This window comes from Mesorhizobium sp. M0571 (assembly GCF_040320985.1).
Classification (GTDB): Bacteria; Pseudomonadota; Alphaproteobacteria; order Rhizobiales; family Rhizobiaceae; genus Mesorhizobium.
Genome location: NZ_JAMYQT010000055.1, coordinates 1 through 17,378, shown reverse-complemented (window position 1 = coordinate 17,378; position 17,378 = coordinate 1). Strand labels below are relative to the sequence as shown.

General features: G+C 61.4%; 15 protein-coding genes and 5 pseudogenes. 15 read left to right on the top strand and 5 right to left on the bottom strand.

Annotated features, from left to right (window positions below):
- The 4 genes and pseudogenes from NKI85_RS32445 to NKI85_RS32430 all read left to right on the top strand — a co-directional run.
- Window positions 1-132, top strand: a pseudogene (locus NKI85_RS32445) (Csu type fimbrial protein); the annotation flags it as partial.
- Window positions 93-449 carry a DUF899 family protein gene (locus tag NKI85_RS32440; protein WP_352780076.1) on the top strand — a complete coding sequence of 119 codons (357 nt, stop codon included), beginning with the start codon at window positions 93-95 and terminating at the stop codon, window positions 447-449. The pseudogene NKI85_RS32445 and the gene NKI85_RS32440, both read left to right, overlap by 40 nt.
- A complete protein-coding gene (locus tag NKI85_RS32435; protein WP_352532024.1) occupies window positions 443-598 on the top strand; it encodes a hypothetical protein in 156 nt (51 codons plus the stop codon). The genes NKI85_RS32440 and NKI85_RS32435 overlap by 7 nt, the downstream gene beginning before the upstream one ends.
- Window positions 595-1,191, top strand: coding sequence for a hypothetical protein (locus NKI85_RS32430; RefSeq protein WP_352780075.1), 597 nt, complete (start codon window positions 595-597; stop codon window positions 1,189-1,191). The genes NKI85_RS32435 and NKI85_RS32430 overlap by 4 nt, the downstream gene beginning before the upstream one ends.
- A 306-nt stretch (window positions 1,192-1,497) precedes the next feature.
- Here the strand turns inward: NKI85_RS32430 and NKI85_RS32425 are convergent, their stop codons facing one another.
- Complete coding sequence (locus tag NKI85_RS32425; RefSeq protein WP_352780080.1) at window positions 1,498-3,606, bottom strand: adenylate/guanylate cyclase domain-containing protein; 2,109 nt, start codon at window positions 3,604-3,606, stop codon at window positions 1,498-1,500.
- Here NKI85_RS32425 and NKI85_RS32420 point away from each other — a divergent pair.
- The 4 genes from NKI85_RS32420 to NKI85_RS32405 all read left to right on the top strand — a co-directional run bounded on the left by NKI85_RS32420 (window position 3,523) and on the right by NKI85_RS32405 (window position 9,045).
- A complete protein-coding gene (locus tag NKI85_RS32420) occupies window positions 3,523-3,708 on the top strand; it encodes a hypothetical protein (protein WP_352780081.1) in 186 nt (61 codons plus the stop codon). The two genes, NKI85_RS32425 and NKI85_RS32420, sit on opposite strands and share 84 nt — an antisense overlap.
- 731 nt (window positions 3,709-4,439) lie before the next feature.
- Window positions 4,440-5,543: an efflux RND transporter periplasmic adaptor subunit gene (locus NKI85_RS32415; RefSeq protein ID WP_352532628.1), complete on the top strand. Its 1,104-nt coding sequence runs from the start codon at window positions 4,440-4,442 to the stop codon at window positions 5,541-5,543.
- Window positions 5,540-8,743 carry an efflux RND transporter permease subunit gene (locus tag NKI85_RS32410; protein WP_352532624.1) on the top strand — a complete coding sequence of 1,068 codons (3,204 nt, stop codon included), beginning with the start codon at window positions 5,540-5,542 and terminating at the stop codon, window positions 8,741-8,743. Before NKI85_RS32415 ends, NKI85_RS32410 begins: the two co-directional genes overlap by 4 nt.
- Window positions 8,744-8,838: 95 nt before the next feature.
- Window positions 8,839-9,045, top strand: coding sequence for a hypothetical protein (locus NKI85_RS32405; RefSeq protein ID WP_352780073.1), 207 nt, complete (start codon window positions 8,839-8,841; stop codon window positions 9,043-9,045).
- Window positions 9,046-9,317: 272 nt separating this feature from the next.
- Here the strand turns inward: NKI85_RS32405 and NKI85_RS32400 are convergent, their stop codons facing one another.
- The 3 genes from NKI85_RS32400 to NKI85_RS32390 all read right to left on the bottom strand — a co-directional run bounded on the left by NKI85_RS32400 (window position 9,318) and on the right by NKI85_RS32390 (window position 12,488).
- Complete coding sequence (locus NKI85_RS32400; RefSeq protein WP_352780072.1) at window positions 9,318-9,509, bottom strand: DUF6494 family protein; 192 nt, start codon at window positions 9,507-9,509, stop codon at window positions 9,318-9,320.
- Between the two features lie 810 nt (window positions 9,510-10,319).
- Window positions 10,320-11,462, bottom strand: coding sequence for an MFS transporter (locus tag NKI85_RS32395; RefSeq protein ID WP_352532622.1), 1,143 nt, complete (start codon window positions 11,460-11,462; stop codon window positions 10,320-10,322).
- A gap of 801 nt (window positions 11,463-12,263) precedes the next feature.
- Window positions 12,264-12,488 carry a c-type cytochrome gene (locus NKI85_RS32390; RefSeq protein WP_280952133.1) on the bottom strand — a complete coding sequence of 75 codons (225 nt, stop codon included), beginning with the start codon at window positions 12,486-12,488 and terminating at the stop codon, window positions 12,264-12,266.
- A gap of 106 nt (window positions 12,489-12,594) precedes the next feature.
- Between NKI85_RS32390 and NKI85_RS32385 the strand changes: the two are divergent.
- The 4 genes and pseudogenes from NKI85_RS32385 to NKI85_RS32370 all read left to right on the top strand — a co-directional run.
- A pseudogene (locus NKI85_RS32385) lies at window positions 12,595-13,092 on the top strand (ParA family protein); the annotation flags it as partial.
- 112 nt (window positions 13,093-13,204) lie between these two features.
- Window positions 13,205-13,525: a hypothetical protein gene (locus NKI85_RS32380; protein ID WP_352780070.1), complete on the top strand. Its 321-nt coding sequence runs from the start codon at window positions 13,205-13,207 to the stop codon at window positions 13,523-13,525.
- A 31-nt stretch (window positions 13,526-13,556) separates the two neighbouring features.
- Window positions 13,557-13,841 (top strand): hypothetical protein, encoded by a 285-nt coding sequence (locus NKI85_RS32375; protein ID WP_352780069.1) that lies wholly within the window; start codon window positions 13,557-13,559, stop codon window positions 13,839-13,841.
- A gap of 340 nt (window positions 13,842-14,181) precedes the next feature.
- A pseudogene (locus tag NKI85_RS32370) lies at window positions 14,182-14,680 on the top strand (helix-turn-helix transcriptional regulator).
- Between the two features lie 67 nt (window positions 14,681-14,747).
- Here the strand turns inward: NKI85_RS32370 and NKI85_RS32365 are convergent.
- Window positions 14,748-15,305 (bottom strand): hypothetical protein, encoded by a 558-nt coding sequence (locus NKI85_RS32365; protein ID WP_352780068.1) that lies wholly within the window; start codon window positions 15,303-15,305, stop codon window positions 14,748-14,750.
- 271 nt (window positions 15,306-15,576) lie between these two features.
- On the opposite strand from NKI85_RS32365, the pseudogene rsgA reads away from it, so the two are divergent.
- The 3 genes and pseudogenes from rsgA to NKI85_RS32350 form a co-directional block, all read left to right on the top strand.
- Window positions 15,577-16,568, top strand: a pseudogene (gene rsgA / locus NKI85_RS32360) (ribosome small subunit-dependent GTPase A).
- 135 nt (window positions 16,569-16,703) lie between these two features.
- Window positions 16,704-17,156, top strand: coding sequence for a DUF6088 family protein (locus tag NKI85_RS32355; RefSeq protein ID WP_352780067.1), 453 nt, complete (start codon window positions 16,704-16,706; stop codon window positions 17,154-17,156).
- Window positions 17,153-17,378: pseudogene (locus NKI85_RS32350) on the top strand (hypothetical protein); the annotation flags it as partial. The gene NKI85_RS32355 and the pseudogene NKI85_RS32350, both read left to right, overlap by 4 nt.

The following is a 17,378-nucleotide window of genomic DNA, read 5'->3' as shown; positions in this document are numbered from 1 at the left end:
ATCGCAGCGCTTGCTGCGATTGTGCTGGCTGGACAGGCGTTTGCCGCCATGGCGACCGGCAACATGACCGTGCGCATCACGATCCAAGCTGAATGCAAAGTTCAGACTGTCAGCGATCTGGATTTCGGGAGTGGCAGGCCGCCCGCAAGGAACTGCTGGCGGCCGAGCAGGAGCTGGCGGCGCACGAACAGCGCGTCACCAAGCAGCGGCGGGAGTTGCCCTGGGTTCCGGTCGAGAAGCACTACGCCTTCGCCACCGACGACGGGCCGAAGTCCTTGCCGGAGCTGTTCGATGACCGCTCGCAGCTCCTCATCTATCACCTGATGTTCGCGGAGGACTGGAAGACGGCGTGCCCGGGCTGCGCCTCGGTCGGCGATGGGCTGGGCGGCATGGTCACGCACGTGAACGACCGCGACGTGACGCTCATCGCGATGTCGCGGGCGTGCTGAAGACGTTCATCTACTCGGAGCGACAGAAGGAACTCGCCGGAACGGACGGGCAGACGACCTTCAGCGAGGTCTACGGCAAGAAGGCCCGGATCGTGGTCATCCTGTACCGAACCGAATGGGGCAAACCCGCTGGACCGGGGTTGAGATGAACGCCATCCGGACGAGGGCCTTCGAGCATGGCTTCGACTTCACCGTGTTTATCCCGACCGAGTCGAAGCCATCGACGCCTGCTTGGCTCCCGCCGACTCGACTTTACGTCGGCCTGGATAGATGGGGCGTCGAGGGAGCGGCTGCCGTCATCGAGCAGCGGGTGATCGACGCAGGCGGGATCTCGAGGCCAGAAACGATGCTAGAGAGGGCCGCGCGGCTCAAGCGGGCAACGGATCTGAAGACTGCCCAGCAGCAGTTCGAACGCTCCCACGAAGGCACTGCCAAGGCCAATGCCGCCTACGAGGAGTTCACCGAAGCACTCAAGGCCGGAACTGAGGTGGTTCGTGGCTCAGGCGTGAACGTCGAGTACAAGACCTCACAACACTATCGCATTGTCAGCTGCTACCCGGTCAACCTGATCTGCAGCTGGTACCCGCACTACATGAACTCGATCGAAGACATCGATCTCCACGCCACGTTCTACAAGGGCTTCCCGGAGCTGCCGGGGTTCTACGCGTCGTTCAACAAGGCCGTACAGTTACGAAGCCTGAAGTTCCGCTACGGCCTCGTTCGCACGGACTATAGCGCCTAGTGTCAAAGGAAACCCCTGCCAAGGAGTTTTCGCCGGAACAGCTTGCCGATCACCTGCTGTCCCAACTCATGGACGTTGCTGACCGAACTTCGAGGGACTGATCACCGCACCTTCAGCTTCGACTTCGCCCGGTTCACGACGCAGAGCCGGAACGGTCGCACGGCGAGGACGACCGGGAGAGTTGGGGCCGATAACTGTCCGTCTGCTTTTGGGCGGGCTGATCGCGAACGCAGACACATCACCTGGCGCCAAGCTTGCGCCCTCGAGTTCCATGCTTGTGTACTTCGCGTATCTTCCGATCGGTACTTATTTGACGGTCGAAAACTCAAAACGATCGAAACGGAAGACTGCCGTATACTCGTTGCGTCGCTCCGGCGTCCCGGCAGGATTGCGGAAGATCGCGCCGCAGGTTGTCTGATCTTTCGGAATGGCGTCGCACAGGAAGTTCTGCTGCACCCAACTGGTTTCTTTATCGATCCATGCGCCTCCCCCGCGCAGGTCACGACCGAGGATGAGCCACCTGATCTCCGAACCGGTAAGCCGGTCCTTCGCATCCAGATCGACCTCTTCCGGCAACTCCGGCAAACCGGCCTTGTCCAGGCCGTCCAGCAGACGCCCGATGTCAGCCGGGTTCTTGAACACAAAATACCTCTGCGTGACCAGCTGGTTTGCCCCTCCATCCTTTCGTTCCAACATGACGTTCCTTAGCCTGTCACTATAGGCCGCGACCTGGTCACTGCGCCCGAGATGTGCGTAGGCCGAAACCAACACCTGCAGGCCATAGAATTTCGGCCATGGATCAGGCGATTGGAGATCGATCCTTTCAAGGTAGTCGACAGCTTCCTCGAAACGACCCTGGCCAAATTCAGCCAGCCCAGCCTGGTAGTGCCGATGGTCATTGCCGCCTGGGTCGACACGGTTGGCCGCGACGAGATAGTCGCGCGCCTCGTTCGGCCTGCCATTGAAATTCAGGGCTTCTGCCAGCCCGACATAGTTCAGGGGATCGCTCGGGTCGAGCGCCACTGCCTTGAACATAACCGCGACTGCCTCGTCGGACCGATGCTCGCGAACCAGCAAACTGGCGACGAGCTGATAGTAGGACGGCGAAGGATGCTTGGCCGCCTCCCCCAGGGACTTGTAGACGTTGTACAGCGCACTGGTATCCGAAACGGCTAAAGCTTTGACCCGCGGCCCGTCCATGTCCCAATAGGCCCACGCGAGCGAGGCTGCCGCTGCGCCGAAATCCGGATCGAGTTCCAGCGCCTGCTGGAAAAACCTCACCGCCTGCGCAAACTCGTCTGGAGTATTGCGACGATTGTAGATTTCCATGCCCTGGAGGTAAGCTTCGTAGGCTGCAGGATTGCGCGTGCCGCCCGTGACATCTGCCTTGCCTTGGACGCTCACGAGACGGAGCTTGAGCGCGCCTGCGATGCTGACGACGACCTTGTCCTGCAGCGCAAACACATCCGTCCACTGGCCGTCGAAACGTTCTGCCCAGAGATGACCGGTGGTCGAGCCGTCGATCAATTGCGCGTTGATACGCATGTCGTCGCCGACCCGACGTATCGAGCCCTCCAGAATGTACCGGACACCAAGCGCTGCGGCGACCTCAGCGGGTTTGGTCTCCTTGTCCTTGTAGGTGGAAGCCGCGTTTCGCGATACGACGAACAGGCCGGGCACGCGTGCAAGTTCTGTGGTCAGGTCCTCGGTGAAACCGTCAGCCAGATAACCTTGCGCCTTGTCGTCGCTGAGATTGTCAAATGGAAGCACGACGAGGGATGGCCGGGTGTCGGCTTTCGCATTGGCCGTCAGAGCGGCGGGCCGAAGCGGTGGCTCCCACGGTCGCCACCACGCTGCTGCAAGGCCGACTGCGACAACAAGGACCCCAATAGCGACGGCCAGAATGCGCCTGAAACGTGGGTGTCGATTGACAGCCATGGGCTTTCCCGCCACCGCGGGATCGAGCAGCACCCGGTACGCCTGCACCGGTTCGGCGATGTTCTTCAGCTTCTGTTGGCCCATCGGCTCAAAGCCGAAAGCCAACTTCTTCTCAACCTCTTTTGCGACCTTTGCCGAGACACAGATGCCGCCAGGTTCCGCTAGTTGTTGGAGCCTGGCAGCGACGTTGACGCCCTCGCCATATCGGTCCTCGCCCTCCACAATCACCTCGCCGAGATTGATCCCGATCCTGACGCGAATCCGATGATCCTCGGAAACGGCGGCGTTGCATTCCGCCAGGGCGTGCTGCAACGACACGGCACATTCGACCGCGTCCACGACGCTGCCGAATTCGGCCAGCAGTCCATCGCCCATCAGCTTGAAGATGTGGCCGTGCTGGCGGGCAATCTCAGGCTCGAACAGTTCCTTGCGTCGAGCACGAAGGCGCTCGAACGTGCCGGCCTCGTCGCGTTCCATCTGAGCGGAATAGCCCACAACATCGGCAGCGAGAATGGCGGAAAGCTTACGGTCCATCGATCTGGCCTGTCCCCCGTGGAGTATAGACCTGGTCTCACCTAAATGAAACGACCGACCTCTCCAGCGTCCGTCGCCGGTGTCTCGGGATCATCCTCAAAGCTATGGGATGCATATTCTCCAAGTACCGTAGTGAGGGGATACGCGGTTGCGAATGGTCCCTCGCGTGAGAACCGTGTCTCGCTACATCCCCGCGCCGTCGCCATGGCCTGGTGTCCGCTATGCGGCGACATTTAGTTCGAAGGGGTTTGGTGGCAGTATTGAAAGCGGAGAGAACGGTCTCCCGCTACCACCCTCAAAGTCCAAACAATTCTCCGGTCCCCTCACGGCGGCCTGAAGCCCAGGGTCTGAAGTGACAATACCCCGACCATTGTGGGCCGATAGCGGAATGGCGGCTTTAACGTTTGAAGAAGCATTGCGGACGTTCAGCCCGACGGGACCAAGGTCTGCTCCCGGGTCTAGCCGCCCCGTCTCAATGGCGTCCCGGGCCGCCCGGTGGATCTGCGTCGCCAGTGGCGGGTGGCGAGGCAGCCACAGGGTGGACATTTCAGCCCACATGGAAAATGATCATGTTGCCATGCACAACACTGTAGTGCCCTGATCTCGACGAGAAGCCTGAGCGTAGAAGCGGATCAACCGACCTCCGGGTCCAGCGAGCGAGGACGCAAATGGACACCCCAGAGAATGGGCAATTGCATCGCGACGCGGGCGGGCGACCCCGTCGATCGGCCGGCTGGCTTGCCCGCGCCGCCGTGTCGGCGACATTCCTGCTCGGCATGGCTTTCAGCACTGCGTTTGCGCAGGACCAGCAGCTACCCGTGGTGACGGCGGCCAAGCCGGTGGTCCGTGAAATCGTCGAAGACGACGAGTTCGTCGGGCGCTTCGAAGCCGTCGACCAGGTCGCCATCCGCTCGCGCGTCAGCGGCTATCTGGACAAGGTCAGCTTCCAGGACGGCGCACTGGTCAACAAGGGCGACCTGCTCTTCACCATCGACCAGCGTCCGTACCAGGCGGCTTATGATGCCGCCAAATCGCAAGTGGACGTCGCCAAGAGTCTGCTCGGATTCTCCACGATGCAGCTGGATCGCGCCGACGAACTCGCCAAGACCGGCAATATCTCAACCGCGACGCTCGACGACCGCCGGCGGGAATACCTTTCGGCGCAGGCGCAGATGCAGGGCGCGACGGCTGCGCTGACGACGGCCAGCCTGAACATGGAATTCACCGAGATCAAGGCGCCCTTGTCCGGCCGCATCGACCGCCGGCTGGTGTCGGTCGGCAACCTCGTGCAGCCGGATTCCACCTTGCTGACGACCATCGTTACGCGCGATCCGATCGACTTCTATTTCGACGTCGATGAGCGCCTGTATTTCAGCTATGCCCGCGACGCGAAGGAGCGCGGCGGCAGCATGCAGGAAGGCGCCGGCGGGCTCGAGGTGGTGGTTCGCGTCGCCGACCGCGCGGAGGCGGTATTCAAAGGCAAGCTCGATTTTGCCGAGAACCGGATCGACAACGCGACCGGCACCATGCGGGTGCGTGCAAGGTTTCCCAACGCCGACGGCATTCTCCAGCCAGGCATGTTCGGGCGCATCAACGTGCCGGGGTCGCTGCCGCATAGCGGCGTGCTGGTGCCCGACGAGGCGATCGGCGCCGATCAGGATCGCCGCATCGTGTTCCTGGTGGATGAGGCCGGGATGGTGTCGGCGAAGCCCGTGCGCACCGGCCCGCTTCTCGACGGCTACCGGGTGATCCGCCAGGGCCTGACCGGCGACGAGACGATCATCGTCAACGGGCTGATGCACGCCAGGCCCGGCACGAAGGTGAAGGTCGAGATGGTGACGTTGCCGCCCAAGGCCGAGACCGCCGAGTTGCAGCAATGAGGTTCGCACATTTCTTCGTCGACCGTCCGATCTTCGCATCGGTCGTTTCGATCGTCCTGCTGATCCTCGGCGGGATTGCTTATACCCAGCTGCCGGTCGCGCAATATCCCGAGATCGCGCCGCCGACCATCGTCGTTCGCGCGCAGTATCCGGGCGCCGACGCCGAGACGGTCGCAGCGACGGTGGCAACGCCGATCGAGCAGGAGATCAACGGCGTCGAGGGCATGCTCTACATGTCGTCCTATTCGTCGGGCGACGGGGCGATGGCGCTGACCATCACCTTCAAGCTGGGCACCGATCTCGACCAGGCGCAGGTGCTGGTGCAGAACCGCGTGTCGGTCGCCGAGCCGCGCCTGCCCGAAGATGTCCGCCGCCTCGGCATCACCACCACCAAGAGCTCGCCCGACCTGATGATGGTCGTGCACATGCTGTCGCCCGACAACACCTACGACCAGCTCTACGTCTCGAACTACGCCCGCTCGCGGGTGCGCGACATACTGCTCAGACTAGACGGCGTCGGCGACCTCATCATCTTCGGCGAACGCGAATATTCGCTGCGCATCTGGCTCGATCCGGAAAAACTGTCCGCCCTGGGGATGACCTCGGGCGATGTGGTGCAGGCGCTGCGTGACCAGAACGTCCAGGTGTCGGGCGGCTCGATCGGCGCGCCGCCGACCAGCACCGGCACGGCGTTCCAGTACACGGTCACCACGCAAGGCCGCTTCAACGACGCACGCGACTTCCGATACGTGATCGTCAAATCGACCGACGACGGCCGCCTGATCTCGCTGCAGGACGTAGCGCGCATCGAGCTCGGCGCCAAGGATTACGTCACCAACTCCTATCTCAACGGCAAACCGGCGGTGGCGCTCGCCATCTTCCAGCGGCCGGGCACCAATGCGCTCGCCGCAGCCGCGGAGATCCAGGACAAGATGAAGGAGCTTTCCCGCGACTTCCCGAAGGGGTTGAGCTACGACATCGTCTACAATCCGACCGAGTTCGTCGCCGAGTCGATCCAGGAGGTCTACAAGACGATCCTCGAGGCGATGCTGCTGGTCATCATCGTCATCATCGTCTTCCTGCAATCGTGGCGCATGGCGATCGTGCCGATCGTGGCGATCCCCGTGTCGCTGATCGGCACGCTGGCGGTGCTTTACGCCGCCGGCTTCTCGCTCAACATGCTGACGCTGTTCGGCCTAGTTCTGGCGATCGGCATCGTCGTCGACGATGCGATCGTCGTGGTCGAAAACGTCGAGCGCAATATCGCCAGAGGGCTGGCGCCCAATCCGGCGTCGCACCTGACCATGGACGAAGTCGGAACGGCCGTCATCGCGATCTCGCTGGTGCTGATAGCCGTGTTCGTACCGACAGCCTTCATCCCCGGCATTTCTGGGCAGTTCTATCTGCAGTTTGCGATCACCATCGCGGTGTCGACGGCGATCTCGGCATTCAATTCGCTGACGCTTTCGCCGGCGCTGGCCGCACTGCTGTTCAAGCCGCATCACGCCGCGGCGGCGCCGCCGCGCTTTTTCCTGGCGCGGTTCGGACGGGCGCTCGCCGACGGCTTCAATCGCGGCTTCGAGAGGGTCGCCCATTGGTATTCGAGCATCATCCGCGTGCTGGTCGGCTCGTGGATAACGATCGCCGCCATGCTGGCCGTTTTCGCGGCCCTCATCTACGCCACGGTCTACATGGTGCAGGCGGTGCCGCGCGGTTTCATTCCGTCTCTTGACCAGGGCTATGCGATCGTCGTCGTCCAGTTGCCGGACGGCGCTTCGCTGTCGAGGACCGATGCCGTCATCCAGCAGGCGTCGCAGATCATCCAGAAAACGCCAGGCGTCGACTACGCAGTCGCCTTCGCCGGCTTCTCCGGCGCGACCTTCACCAACGCCAGCAACGCGGGCGTGATCTTCGCCAGGTTCAAGCCGTTTGACGAGCGACTGAAAGCCGGCCAGTCGGCGACCCAGGTCATCGGCAATCTGTTCGGCAGCCTGCAAAGCATCAAGGAAGCCTTCATTATCGCACTGCCGCCGCCGCCGATCCGCGGCGTCGGCAATGCCGGCGGCTTCAAGCTGCAGATCCAGGAGCGCAACAGCGCCGACATGCGGCAGATCCTGGCGCTTGCCTACGAAATCGCCGGCAAGGCCAACAAGACGCCGGGGCTGACGGGCGTGTTCACCACCTTCTCCGCGTCGAGCCCGCAATTCTTCCTGGCGATCGATCGCGACAAGGCGCGCATCCTGAACGTGCCGATCCCCAACATCTTCGAGACGCTGTCGATCAATTTGGGCACCGCCTACGTCAACGACTTCAACGCTTTCGGGCGCGTCTACCAGGTGCGGGCGCAGGCCGACCAGGCGTTCCGTCTCGATCGCGCCGACATCTTGAAACTGAAGGTGCGCTCGGCGACCGGCGCGCTGGTTCCGCTCGGCACGTTGGTCGAGATCCGCGACGTCACCGGCCCGGCGCTGGTCCAGCGCTACAACATGTACGTTTCGGTGCCGCTGCAGGGCAACGCCGCGCCCGGTGTTTCCACGGGCGACGCGCTGGCATTGATGGAAGGGATCACGGCAAAGACGCTGCCGGCCGGTACCTCCTATGAATGGACCGAGCTCGCCTATCAGGAGCGCAACACCGGCAATGCCGCTGTCTATATCTTCGGACTGTCGGTGCTGTTCGTGTTCCTGGCGCTGGCGGCGCAATATGAAAGCTGGGTGCTGCCGTTCGCCATTGTGCTGGTGGTGCCGCTCGGCGTGCTCGCGGCGTTGCTCGGCGTGTCGTTCCGAGGGCTGGACAACAACATCCTCGTGCAGATCGGCCTCATCGTGCTAATCGGGCTTGCCGCCAAGAACGCGATCCTGATCGTCGAATTCGCGCGGCAGGCGCAGGAACGCGGGCTGTCGGCCGCCGAGGCTGCCGTCGAAGCCTGCCGGCTCAGGCTGCGGCCGATCCTGATGACCGCCTTCTCGTTCATCCTCGGCGTCGTGCCGCTGATGATCGCAACGGGTCCGGGCGCAGAAATGCGCCAGTCGCTCGGCACCGCGGTATTCTCCGGCATGCTCGGCGTCACCTTCGTCGGCCTGTTCCTGACGCCGGTGTTCTACGTCACGCTCAGGTCGCTGTTTTCACGGCGCAAGCCCCGTGCCGAGGCCGAGCCTTCGGGGCCGGCAGAGGCGCCATCGGAGACGGCCGCCGAGTAGGGTTACGAATTCGCCGCGTCGGGCGCGGCTTATCACTCCAGAAAATCGGCGCGGCGCGGCAACGGCCACGATCTGCGCGACCTCGGCGTCGAGGTGTGGCGGAGACCCTGCTCGGTCTGATCCAGCCCAACAGCCGCATCCAGTTCAGCGAGACGATGCCGGGCGGCGAGGCCAATGCGATCTTCTATCTGGTCGACCAGGCGGGGCTTGAGGGCGCAACCGCGACCTCCGGAGTCCTCGCTTGCGATGTCTGCTTTCAGGACGCGGAGAAGCTGATCTCTACGGCCGAGATCGGGCGCTAAGCGGTCATTCGCGGCACGAGGAACGAAGGTCACCAACGGGTCATGGGCGTGAATTCGGCCGGGGCGAATGAGCGTCCGCTTGGGGTCATGGCCGTGAATTGACCCGGAGCGAGCGAGCTTCCGCTTAGGGTCGGTCTTTCGCGTTCCCTCAGAGTCGCAAGAGCGTGGGGTGAGCGGTACTACATCGACCCGGCCAGACGCCATTCCAACCGCTGATCCGTCTCGACCGCCTTCGGCCGCGTCGGACGTTTCGCTAGGTCGCTTCGCCCGGCTTATGGAAGTTCGATCTCGCCGTCCACCACGTGGTTGAGGCCGGTGCCTTCCGTCGTCAGCGTCATGCGGACCTTCAGCTTCTTGCCGCCGATTTGCCCTTCGCGCACCGTCTCCTCGATCTTGCGCTGGGAGGTGACGCCGACTTCCTTCAGGAACTTGCGGATCGACATGTTGACGGCGTCTTCGCTCATGGCGGAACTCCTCTGTGTCCGGAAGGGATTGTAAGGGAAGGCAAGGGATCAAGGAAGCAGGACGGTGACGTACGGTTTTATTGAAATAGACCTCGAGCCGGGAGGAGACGTCGGGTCCTTAAACTTGATCGACCCCTGGCAGGAGGAGTGGAACCGATCGACGTCTTGCGCAGAAGGAGCACTATGACGGCCATCTCGGCCTTGATCTGACCGATCAGGAAAAGAGTGATCTGATCGAGTACCTCAAATCGATCTGATCAGCACTCGGCGCTTCTTTGGGTTCGATTGGGAGGAAAGATCATTAAAGACATCGTGGTGAGATAAATTGCGGGTCGGCACAATGTGAGCCGGGCCAAGCGCTGTCTCGCCGGAAATTTCTTAAGGTTCGACGACCGGCGCGGCGATTTGCCGGTGCAGGTGGGCTTGCTTCCTGCATGACAGGTCAGCCTGCGGCGCGCGGCGCCGAAACAACCCCAAAGCCTGTGGCGCTTTATTAGGATGTTCCAAACAAAGGTCGCCGCTGCGCCGGGTGCACCCATTTCCTGAAGCCGAATGCATCCGAGATTGTCGCGGGTGAAATCAGCCCCGATGGTTGGTGCCGCTTTTACAAAGCACGGCCTGCCTGATCGGCAGAGCCCAGCGGAGACTTTCGTTGTCTGCTGCGCTGCGGGTGATGGTCTGCAGGCATCGCGTCGAGGATGTCGGGTCACATTAGGCATTCGACAAGTCCGGAGTCAGAGCCGAAGTGATCGACGACCTTTCCAACATTTGCCTTCGCGATTGACCCCTCCCGGTCAAGCAACCCAAATATCAGCGTTCCTCTGGCGGCTTGACGTTCTGGAACTGCATCAGCAGCAGCAGATCATAAATGATTTTGAGTGTGCCGCAGATCAGGAGGGGCCATGCCCGGAACGAGGCAGCGATCAGAGCGCCCGCCAGGGCGGGACTGGCTGCGGCAGCCAAACTGCGCGGGACCGATGTGAAGCTCGCGGCGGCTGCCCGCTCTGCCTCCGTGACGACGGCCATGACGTAAGACGAGCGCGTCGGGACGTCCATCTGCGAAAGCGCGGCACGGATCAGCAGCAGGGCGAGCGCCAGAGGGAGCGTCGGCGCAAGCGCCGCCAGCATCAGGGCGATGCTGGACGGAATGTGTGTGAACACCATCGTGTTGATGAGTCCGATATGCCGCGACAGCCAGGCGGCAACGGGGAATGAGAACGCCGAAAGCACGCCGGACCAGAAGAAGAAAAAGCCCGCTTCCGAAAGCGACAGGTCGAATTTTTCGAAAAGCCACAGGGCAAGCAGCGACTGGACGAGGAAGCCGCCGGCAAAGGCATCAAGGCTAAAAAGGGCCGCAAGCTTGAAAACGATATTCCGCGAGGGGCCAAGCGCGGACGTGCTGCCGGAGTCCGACGTTGGACGGCGCTGCGGGATCTGCGCGTAAAGGAGACCGCCGAGCAGGCCCAGCAACGCATAAAGCACGAACATCGCCTTGATGCCGGTGAGTTGATCGAGGCCGGCTGGAGCCAGAAGATCAGGTGTCGCCGAAGCGAGCGCGCCAACCGCGGCTGCGAGCGCACCCACAAGGCTGTAGCGCGCGAACATCTTGGTCCGCGCGGCGTCGGTGACTTCGCGTGTGAGCACGGCATGCTCTAAGGGCACGAATACGCTGACGCTGCCGGCCGACGGGTTGATGGTGCCTGCGAAGGCGATCACCAAAAGCAGCGCGTAGTCGTGGACCACAGCAAAGGCCACACCCGTGGCGACCATCAGACTGGCGGCGGCAAGCAGGAGTTGGCGGTGATCGTGTCGGGCACCAAGGAGTCCGACGGCGATGGTTAAGAGCGCTGAACCGAGCAGCGATCCGGTTGCTATGATGCCGACCTGCAGAGGCGCGAAGCCTAATGCGAGGAGATAGACCGGCAACAGAACGGCCACAAAGCCGTCGCCCATGTCGCGCAGGGCTCGGGCCGCAAAAAGAAAAGTCGCCGGGCGGATCTGCTGCACTGATCTAGCCTGCCCTCATCACCTGCGTTGGCGTCACCGGCTTTGGCAGCGTCGCTCGACAGGGCCGGAAGATCATGACGGAGTCGCGTTAGACATTCCAGCGAGGCGAATATCGGTTTCAATCCTCAGGCTGCCGCCCAACAATGCTGATTCATATCGTGTCAAGGCTTGCAACGACCGAAGACGCAACTGGCGCATATTGCGCTTGGCTGTCAAGGTCGGGAATAGGGTCAGAACCTGCCCGTGACCTTGCATACAGGGCGTGCGGACACCAAGCTCCACCCACTTCACCATGCCGAGCGTCATATACACCAACGCGTCGCCCCGGTTGTCCTCAGGTAGTCCTCGAGTTGGCCCGCGTGAATTCGCGGCGCGGGACGGCAGCAGCGGAGATGGCGGCGCGCTCTGTCTCGAAGATGTCCTGCGTCTGTCGCAACCTGAAAAGAAGGCTGCCATCGCGGAAGAAGTTCCGTCAGATCGTGGTCGCGGAAGCGGACGTTGCGTGGCAGTCATGACCAATTGAACCGGACAATCCAACCTACCCACGTCTTACCAAGTTAGGACCGGTGATCCCAGCAGCGCCCTCCGCGACAAATTCGAACCTGGCTATCAAGCGTCACCGCCCTGCGCGGCAGGGAAGATTCGTCGCCTGATGCGCGAACACGATCTACAGCCGAGGATCAGGCGGCCCTTTGTCGCCACGACCGGACAGCGATCACGACCGCCCTTCCGCAGTCCCTGTACGACTCACTTGCGAAACGCAGCCGGTGCACGGTCTTCACCTCCAGCCTGATGATGCCCTTCAGAGGCTTCGGTGATTTTCTCGTATTCCGATTGCGACATCTCTGGAAGACGTCGGGTAAAGGCCACCATCGCCCATAGCTCTTCCTGGTTGTGCGTTGAACCAAACGCAGGCATCCCGGTCATTTTTATGCCGTTTTGCATGATCCAATAGAGCTCAGCATCATCCAACAAGGCGTAATCGAGTCGACCGTCGGCATGTACGGCGATTTGCAAGGTATCGCTGGAAAGGTGATGCAAGAGATTGAGGGCTTAGAGGTCCTGGCCATTGATGCACCTCCGCACGATGCTTGCCGAACAAGACGGCGTCTACGACGTAATCCTGATGGACTCACCGGGCGTCGACAGCGTCATCCGCGATACGATCATCCGCAACTCCGACCTGGTGCTGACGCCAATTCAGCCGAACCAGGATGAAATCAAGGCGGCCGGCGAAGCCGCCAACATCACGGCGGATATTGGCGATAGGGAGGGGCGTACGATTCCGCACGTCAACGTGGTGACGCGCATCGCCCTGCCGGGCCGCGTTCTCGAGGCTTACAGGCTGATCCGTCCGTTCATCGCCAATCTTCGCGACAATGGCTATGAATCGACGCTGATGGAAACCGAGCTCACCGAAAGAAATTGCTACCGCGAAATCCGCAACGGCCTCGGCACCTTGCAGATGCTCGAGCTAACCGACCCGGTCATGAAGGGTCGCGCGGAGGTCGCAGCGCTTGTGGCCGAGCTCGACCGCCATCTCGCGGCAAACCGGGAAAAGGTGGGAAATGTCTAAGCCAGGCAAACTGTCCGTCTCTGACTTCCCTATCGCACCGCGGCGGCCGAAGCCGGCGACATCCAAAGCCACAATGAAGCCAGCCTCTGTGTCGGAAGAGGCAGAGGCGGGAATGACTGCGCGGAAACCAACAGCGGTGCCGATTTCAGCAGCGGATGCGACAAGGGAACGGCCGCGGCGCGGTCTGCCAAATCCGAGCAGTGACGAGCGCAAGAGCAAGGCGATCGAACGTGCTCTTTCTCAGGAGAAGGGGCGCTACCGCCTGCGCGACCTCAAACGAGCGCACACGCGAGAAGCCAAGCACTACGTCAATTGCCCGCTGGACTACGACACGAAAATGCGACTGCAAAAGGCCGCCTTCGACAACGACATCAAGATGATGGTGATCATAAAGGCAGCCATCGACCAGTTCCTCCGCGACAACGGCTATTGATCCATGGGCGGTTCGAAGCCTCCTGCTCGGGATGACGATCGGTATCCTTATTGGCATCTATGCTGCACCGTGGGGCGGTCGCCAAGGCTTCGACTTTGGTGAAGGCTCAAAAGCCGCTTCCCCCTTGAACGGGCTTATGGAATCCGCTCTCGGTGCGGCCATCCGCCCATCTGACGAAATCGCCAAAGGCGAGCTGTTTCGCCTATCCAATTGGGATATCTCAATGCACCGGACCGGATCGACGGTTACCGTGAAGCGATGTATTAGTATTGGCAAAGATTCTATCGCATGCGAACTCCTGGCGCATCTGGGGTAGGTCGATGGGGAAAAACTTGTCGAAGCTGTGTTCGAGGGAAAGCCGGGTACTTGGCGAATGGTTGCAGCCAGGGCGCGGTGATTTTCTCTCAGTGGGCAGTGCCTATCCCCGCGCCAGCTCAAGGGCGTTATGAATGCAGGCTTCCGTTGGAAAGAGCCATGCAAGGCGAGCCCGGCACGGCTCCGACGACAGCCGATTGCGAGTAGCGGAGACGCCGTCTTCACACCGCGATTCTGGTAAATCGCTGTGCAAGAGAATGCCGGGGCATGCTTCGGTCAATCCCGTTTTCAGATGTTGATTGATATCGTCGCCCTGTCCGCGACAGGACGTGCCTAAGGATATGGACGCCTATAAAAACAAAATGGAACTGGTTGAAACGATCGATCCCGAGATCGACAAGCCTGTTTTCCGCCGCCCGGGGTTCGAAGGCGTCAAAACCCTCGGCGAGATCGATGAGAGAATCGCCGGCTTCATTCGCAAGGCGCGCGAGGACAAGGATCTGACCCGCGCAGAGCTTGCGCCCTTGCTTGGCCTTTCGATGCAGGTTTATGGCCGCTATGAACGTGCCTTTTCAAAAAATGCACGTAACCAGGATGATCCACCTGTGCGAAATCCTCGGATTCATGCCGATGGAAATGCTGTTCAGCGTTGCCCCGCATCTATGGGGCCGCACGCCGGAGGAAGCGCGCGACACCATGGAACTCGCGCAACAGGTCGTGTCCCTGCCGCACGGCACGAAGCGCGATCTGCTGGCCCTGGTCAAGAAAATGGTTGCGCTCGAACGGGCCGCAGACGGAGCGGCGGCGGAAACGCAAAGAGGCGAAGAAGGACGTCATTAGGCACCCCGCGCTGCGGTGAATGGCGCGGGGCGCGAGCATCATCGCGACGCATTAATAGGGCCAAACCTTAAGCATCGACCTTCTTCAGCTCCGAGAGCCGCACAAGGCCGTTCTGGCTTCGGAATGTCAGTGTCGCATCCTTACTTTGCGCCTGGGCGATCCCCGAAATAACGTGATCGCCGGTGTCGTAGATCGTACGCTGCCCGGCATCCTCGATGACCAGTCGCCGCGTGTCGGGATAGATCGCGTAGCGCAAATGGTTCTGCGATCCGGTCGATGAGGGTGTGCCGAGTCCGCCCGGCCAACTTTCAGGTACCTGCTGCTGCGATCTATAGCTCACTTCGGCCGGTTCATTATGGGCAGCCTCAGGATTCTCCCGCAGATGAGCTACTAGTTCCGTGGCCACCGCGTTCAGCTTCGCCCTCAGCGCATCGTTAAACATGTCGCCGACCATTGTCATGCCTGATGACCACTGCGACATGCCGCCGAATTCGGCATGGCTGAACTGCGCCATGGAACCACCGCCCGAGCGCAGGGCACGCAGCACGGTTTCTACCGCGTCCCTTGACAACCCGTGCCGCGCCGCCAGTCGCGCGACCAATGCCGTCTCTTTGAGATCATCCACCTTACTGCCTCAACTCTTTTCGCCATTTAACACTGCGATGGGGACATCGTTCCACATGCCCTAACCTCCGAGCACGCCAACGGGCAAGAGCGGCGGATGACGAGGCATTGCCAATCCCGCCATGCCGCCCATACAACGGCTCGAACAATCGCGCCCATCGCGAGTAGCTGCTTTCCGCTATCACCTCTTCTTGCCAAGGATACTGTCCGATGTCTGCGACGCCGTATCGTTGGTCAAGGCCGTGACGGATCACTCCACCAGCACTCGATCAATGTCCCTCGCAAGCCTGGGATGGACGGATTTTTTCGGCGATCAGGTTGGTCCGCATGAGGTAAACCTCGTCCCAATGCGTATTGCCGCGGTGCACCGTGACCGCCTGACCGGCATATCTCAAGCAGGCCAAATGGATCTGACACTGCCGACGCAAACGAACACTGGCGACTGGGTCCTTGTCGATCCCCATGCCCGTTTGCTGCACCGTCGCCTGACCCGCAAGACAGTGCTGGAACGCCGCGTTCAGGGCACTAAGAAGCCGCAGCTTGCCGCGGCCAATGTCGACACATTGTTTATCGTCACCTCATGCAATGCTGATTTCAACCCCGCTCGGCTCGAGCGCTATCTGGCGCTAGCGAACGAGGCCGGAACAACTCCGGTGATCCTGCTGACCAAGGCCGATACCGTGCTGACGCCCGGGAGTACGAAAAGCAATCTGCCGCACTGCAGCGGGGGCTGATCGTAGTGACGTTGAACCCTCGCACGGCTGATGCCGCAATCGCCTTAGCCGCCTGGTGCGGCGCAGGACAAACAGTTGCACTGGTCGGTTCCTCCGGCGTGGGCAAATCGACGCTGGTGAATACGCTGGCCGGATCAGCGCAGCAATTGCCTCAACAGACCGGAGACATTCGCGAACAAGATGCCAAAGGACGCCACACCACCACCTCGCGATCTCTGCATCCCTTTGCAGGTGGCGGGTGGGTGATCGATACGCCAGGAATGCGAACGCTGCAGGTTAGCGATGTGGCTTACGGGATCGACACACTGTTCGCCGAAATTACCGAGCTTGCCCCGCTTTGCAGATTCCGCGACTGCACTCATGTTCATGAACCGGGCTGTGCAGTACAAGCAGCTTTGGCCGCTGGTACGCTGGATCCTGAGCGTCTTGCTCGCTGGCGCAAACTCTCCGACGAAAATCGCAACAACACGCCAGTTCAAACCGGGCCTCGTGGCAGCAATTTCACCAGCAATCGCGGAAAAAGGCGTTGAACGACAAAGTTTGAGCTCAGGCACTATCCTCAAAGACACCTTATCGAGCCGTGCAATGCCGGATGTCGACATGTAACCGGTGCTCTGAGGATCGCGCACCTGGGCGGTCAATCCTTTCTCTCAACGTTCCACAACTTGGCCAAAATCGCAGCTTCGGGCCCAATTAGGTCTCATACGTGCCGCCGCGATCGGGCGCGCGCCGTCATCGATGGTATGACGGCCGCCAACGACCTCGGCCTGACGACCGCCGTCCCCGCCCGGATAGAAGTGCTGGCCGATGCGCGGTTGAAGCCAATCAAGCTCGGCACGCAGGAAATTCACTTCAAATACGCTGCCCCTAGCCGCCTCTATTGGGCGGATCGGCCGGGGATGCGGGTCGTCCAGGCCTTGCATTGGATGCAGGACATGCTGGCCCAGAAGGGCGAACGGAAGCGTATCGAGGCGACGTTGCGCCGCCTGTTTGCCGACCCCAAGCACGGCGAGGCCATTCGCGAGGATCTGCGCGCCGGTCTCTCCGCCGTGCCGATCTGGATGCAGGAGTTCCTCCGCGAAATCCTGAGGGCGGACCCGCACGAGGCGAAGCCATGAGTACCGATGCTTACCGCCAGATCATCGCGGCATCCCCACGTGACCGGCTCGACCTGTTCCTCGCCACGGCCAATCGGATCAGCGCTCCTGTGGGCAATGTCGAAAACGATTTCTGGGTCTGCTGGACCCTCAATTCGCTCTACCACGAACGGCCTGCGGGGGAGCCACGGCTGCTTTTCAAGGGCGGGACGTCGGGCCGGCCCAAAAGAAAAACAGGGCAAG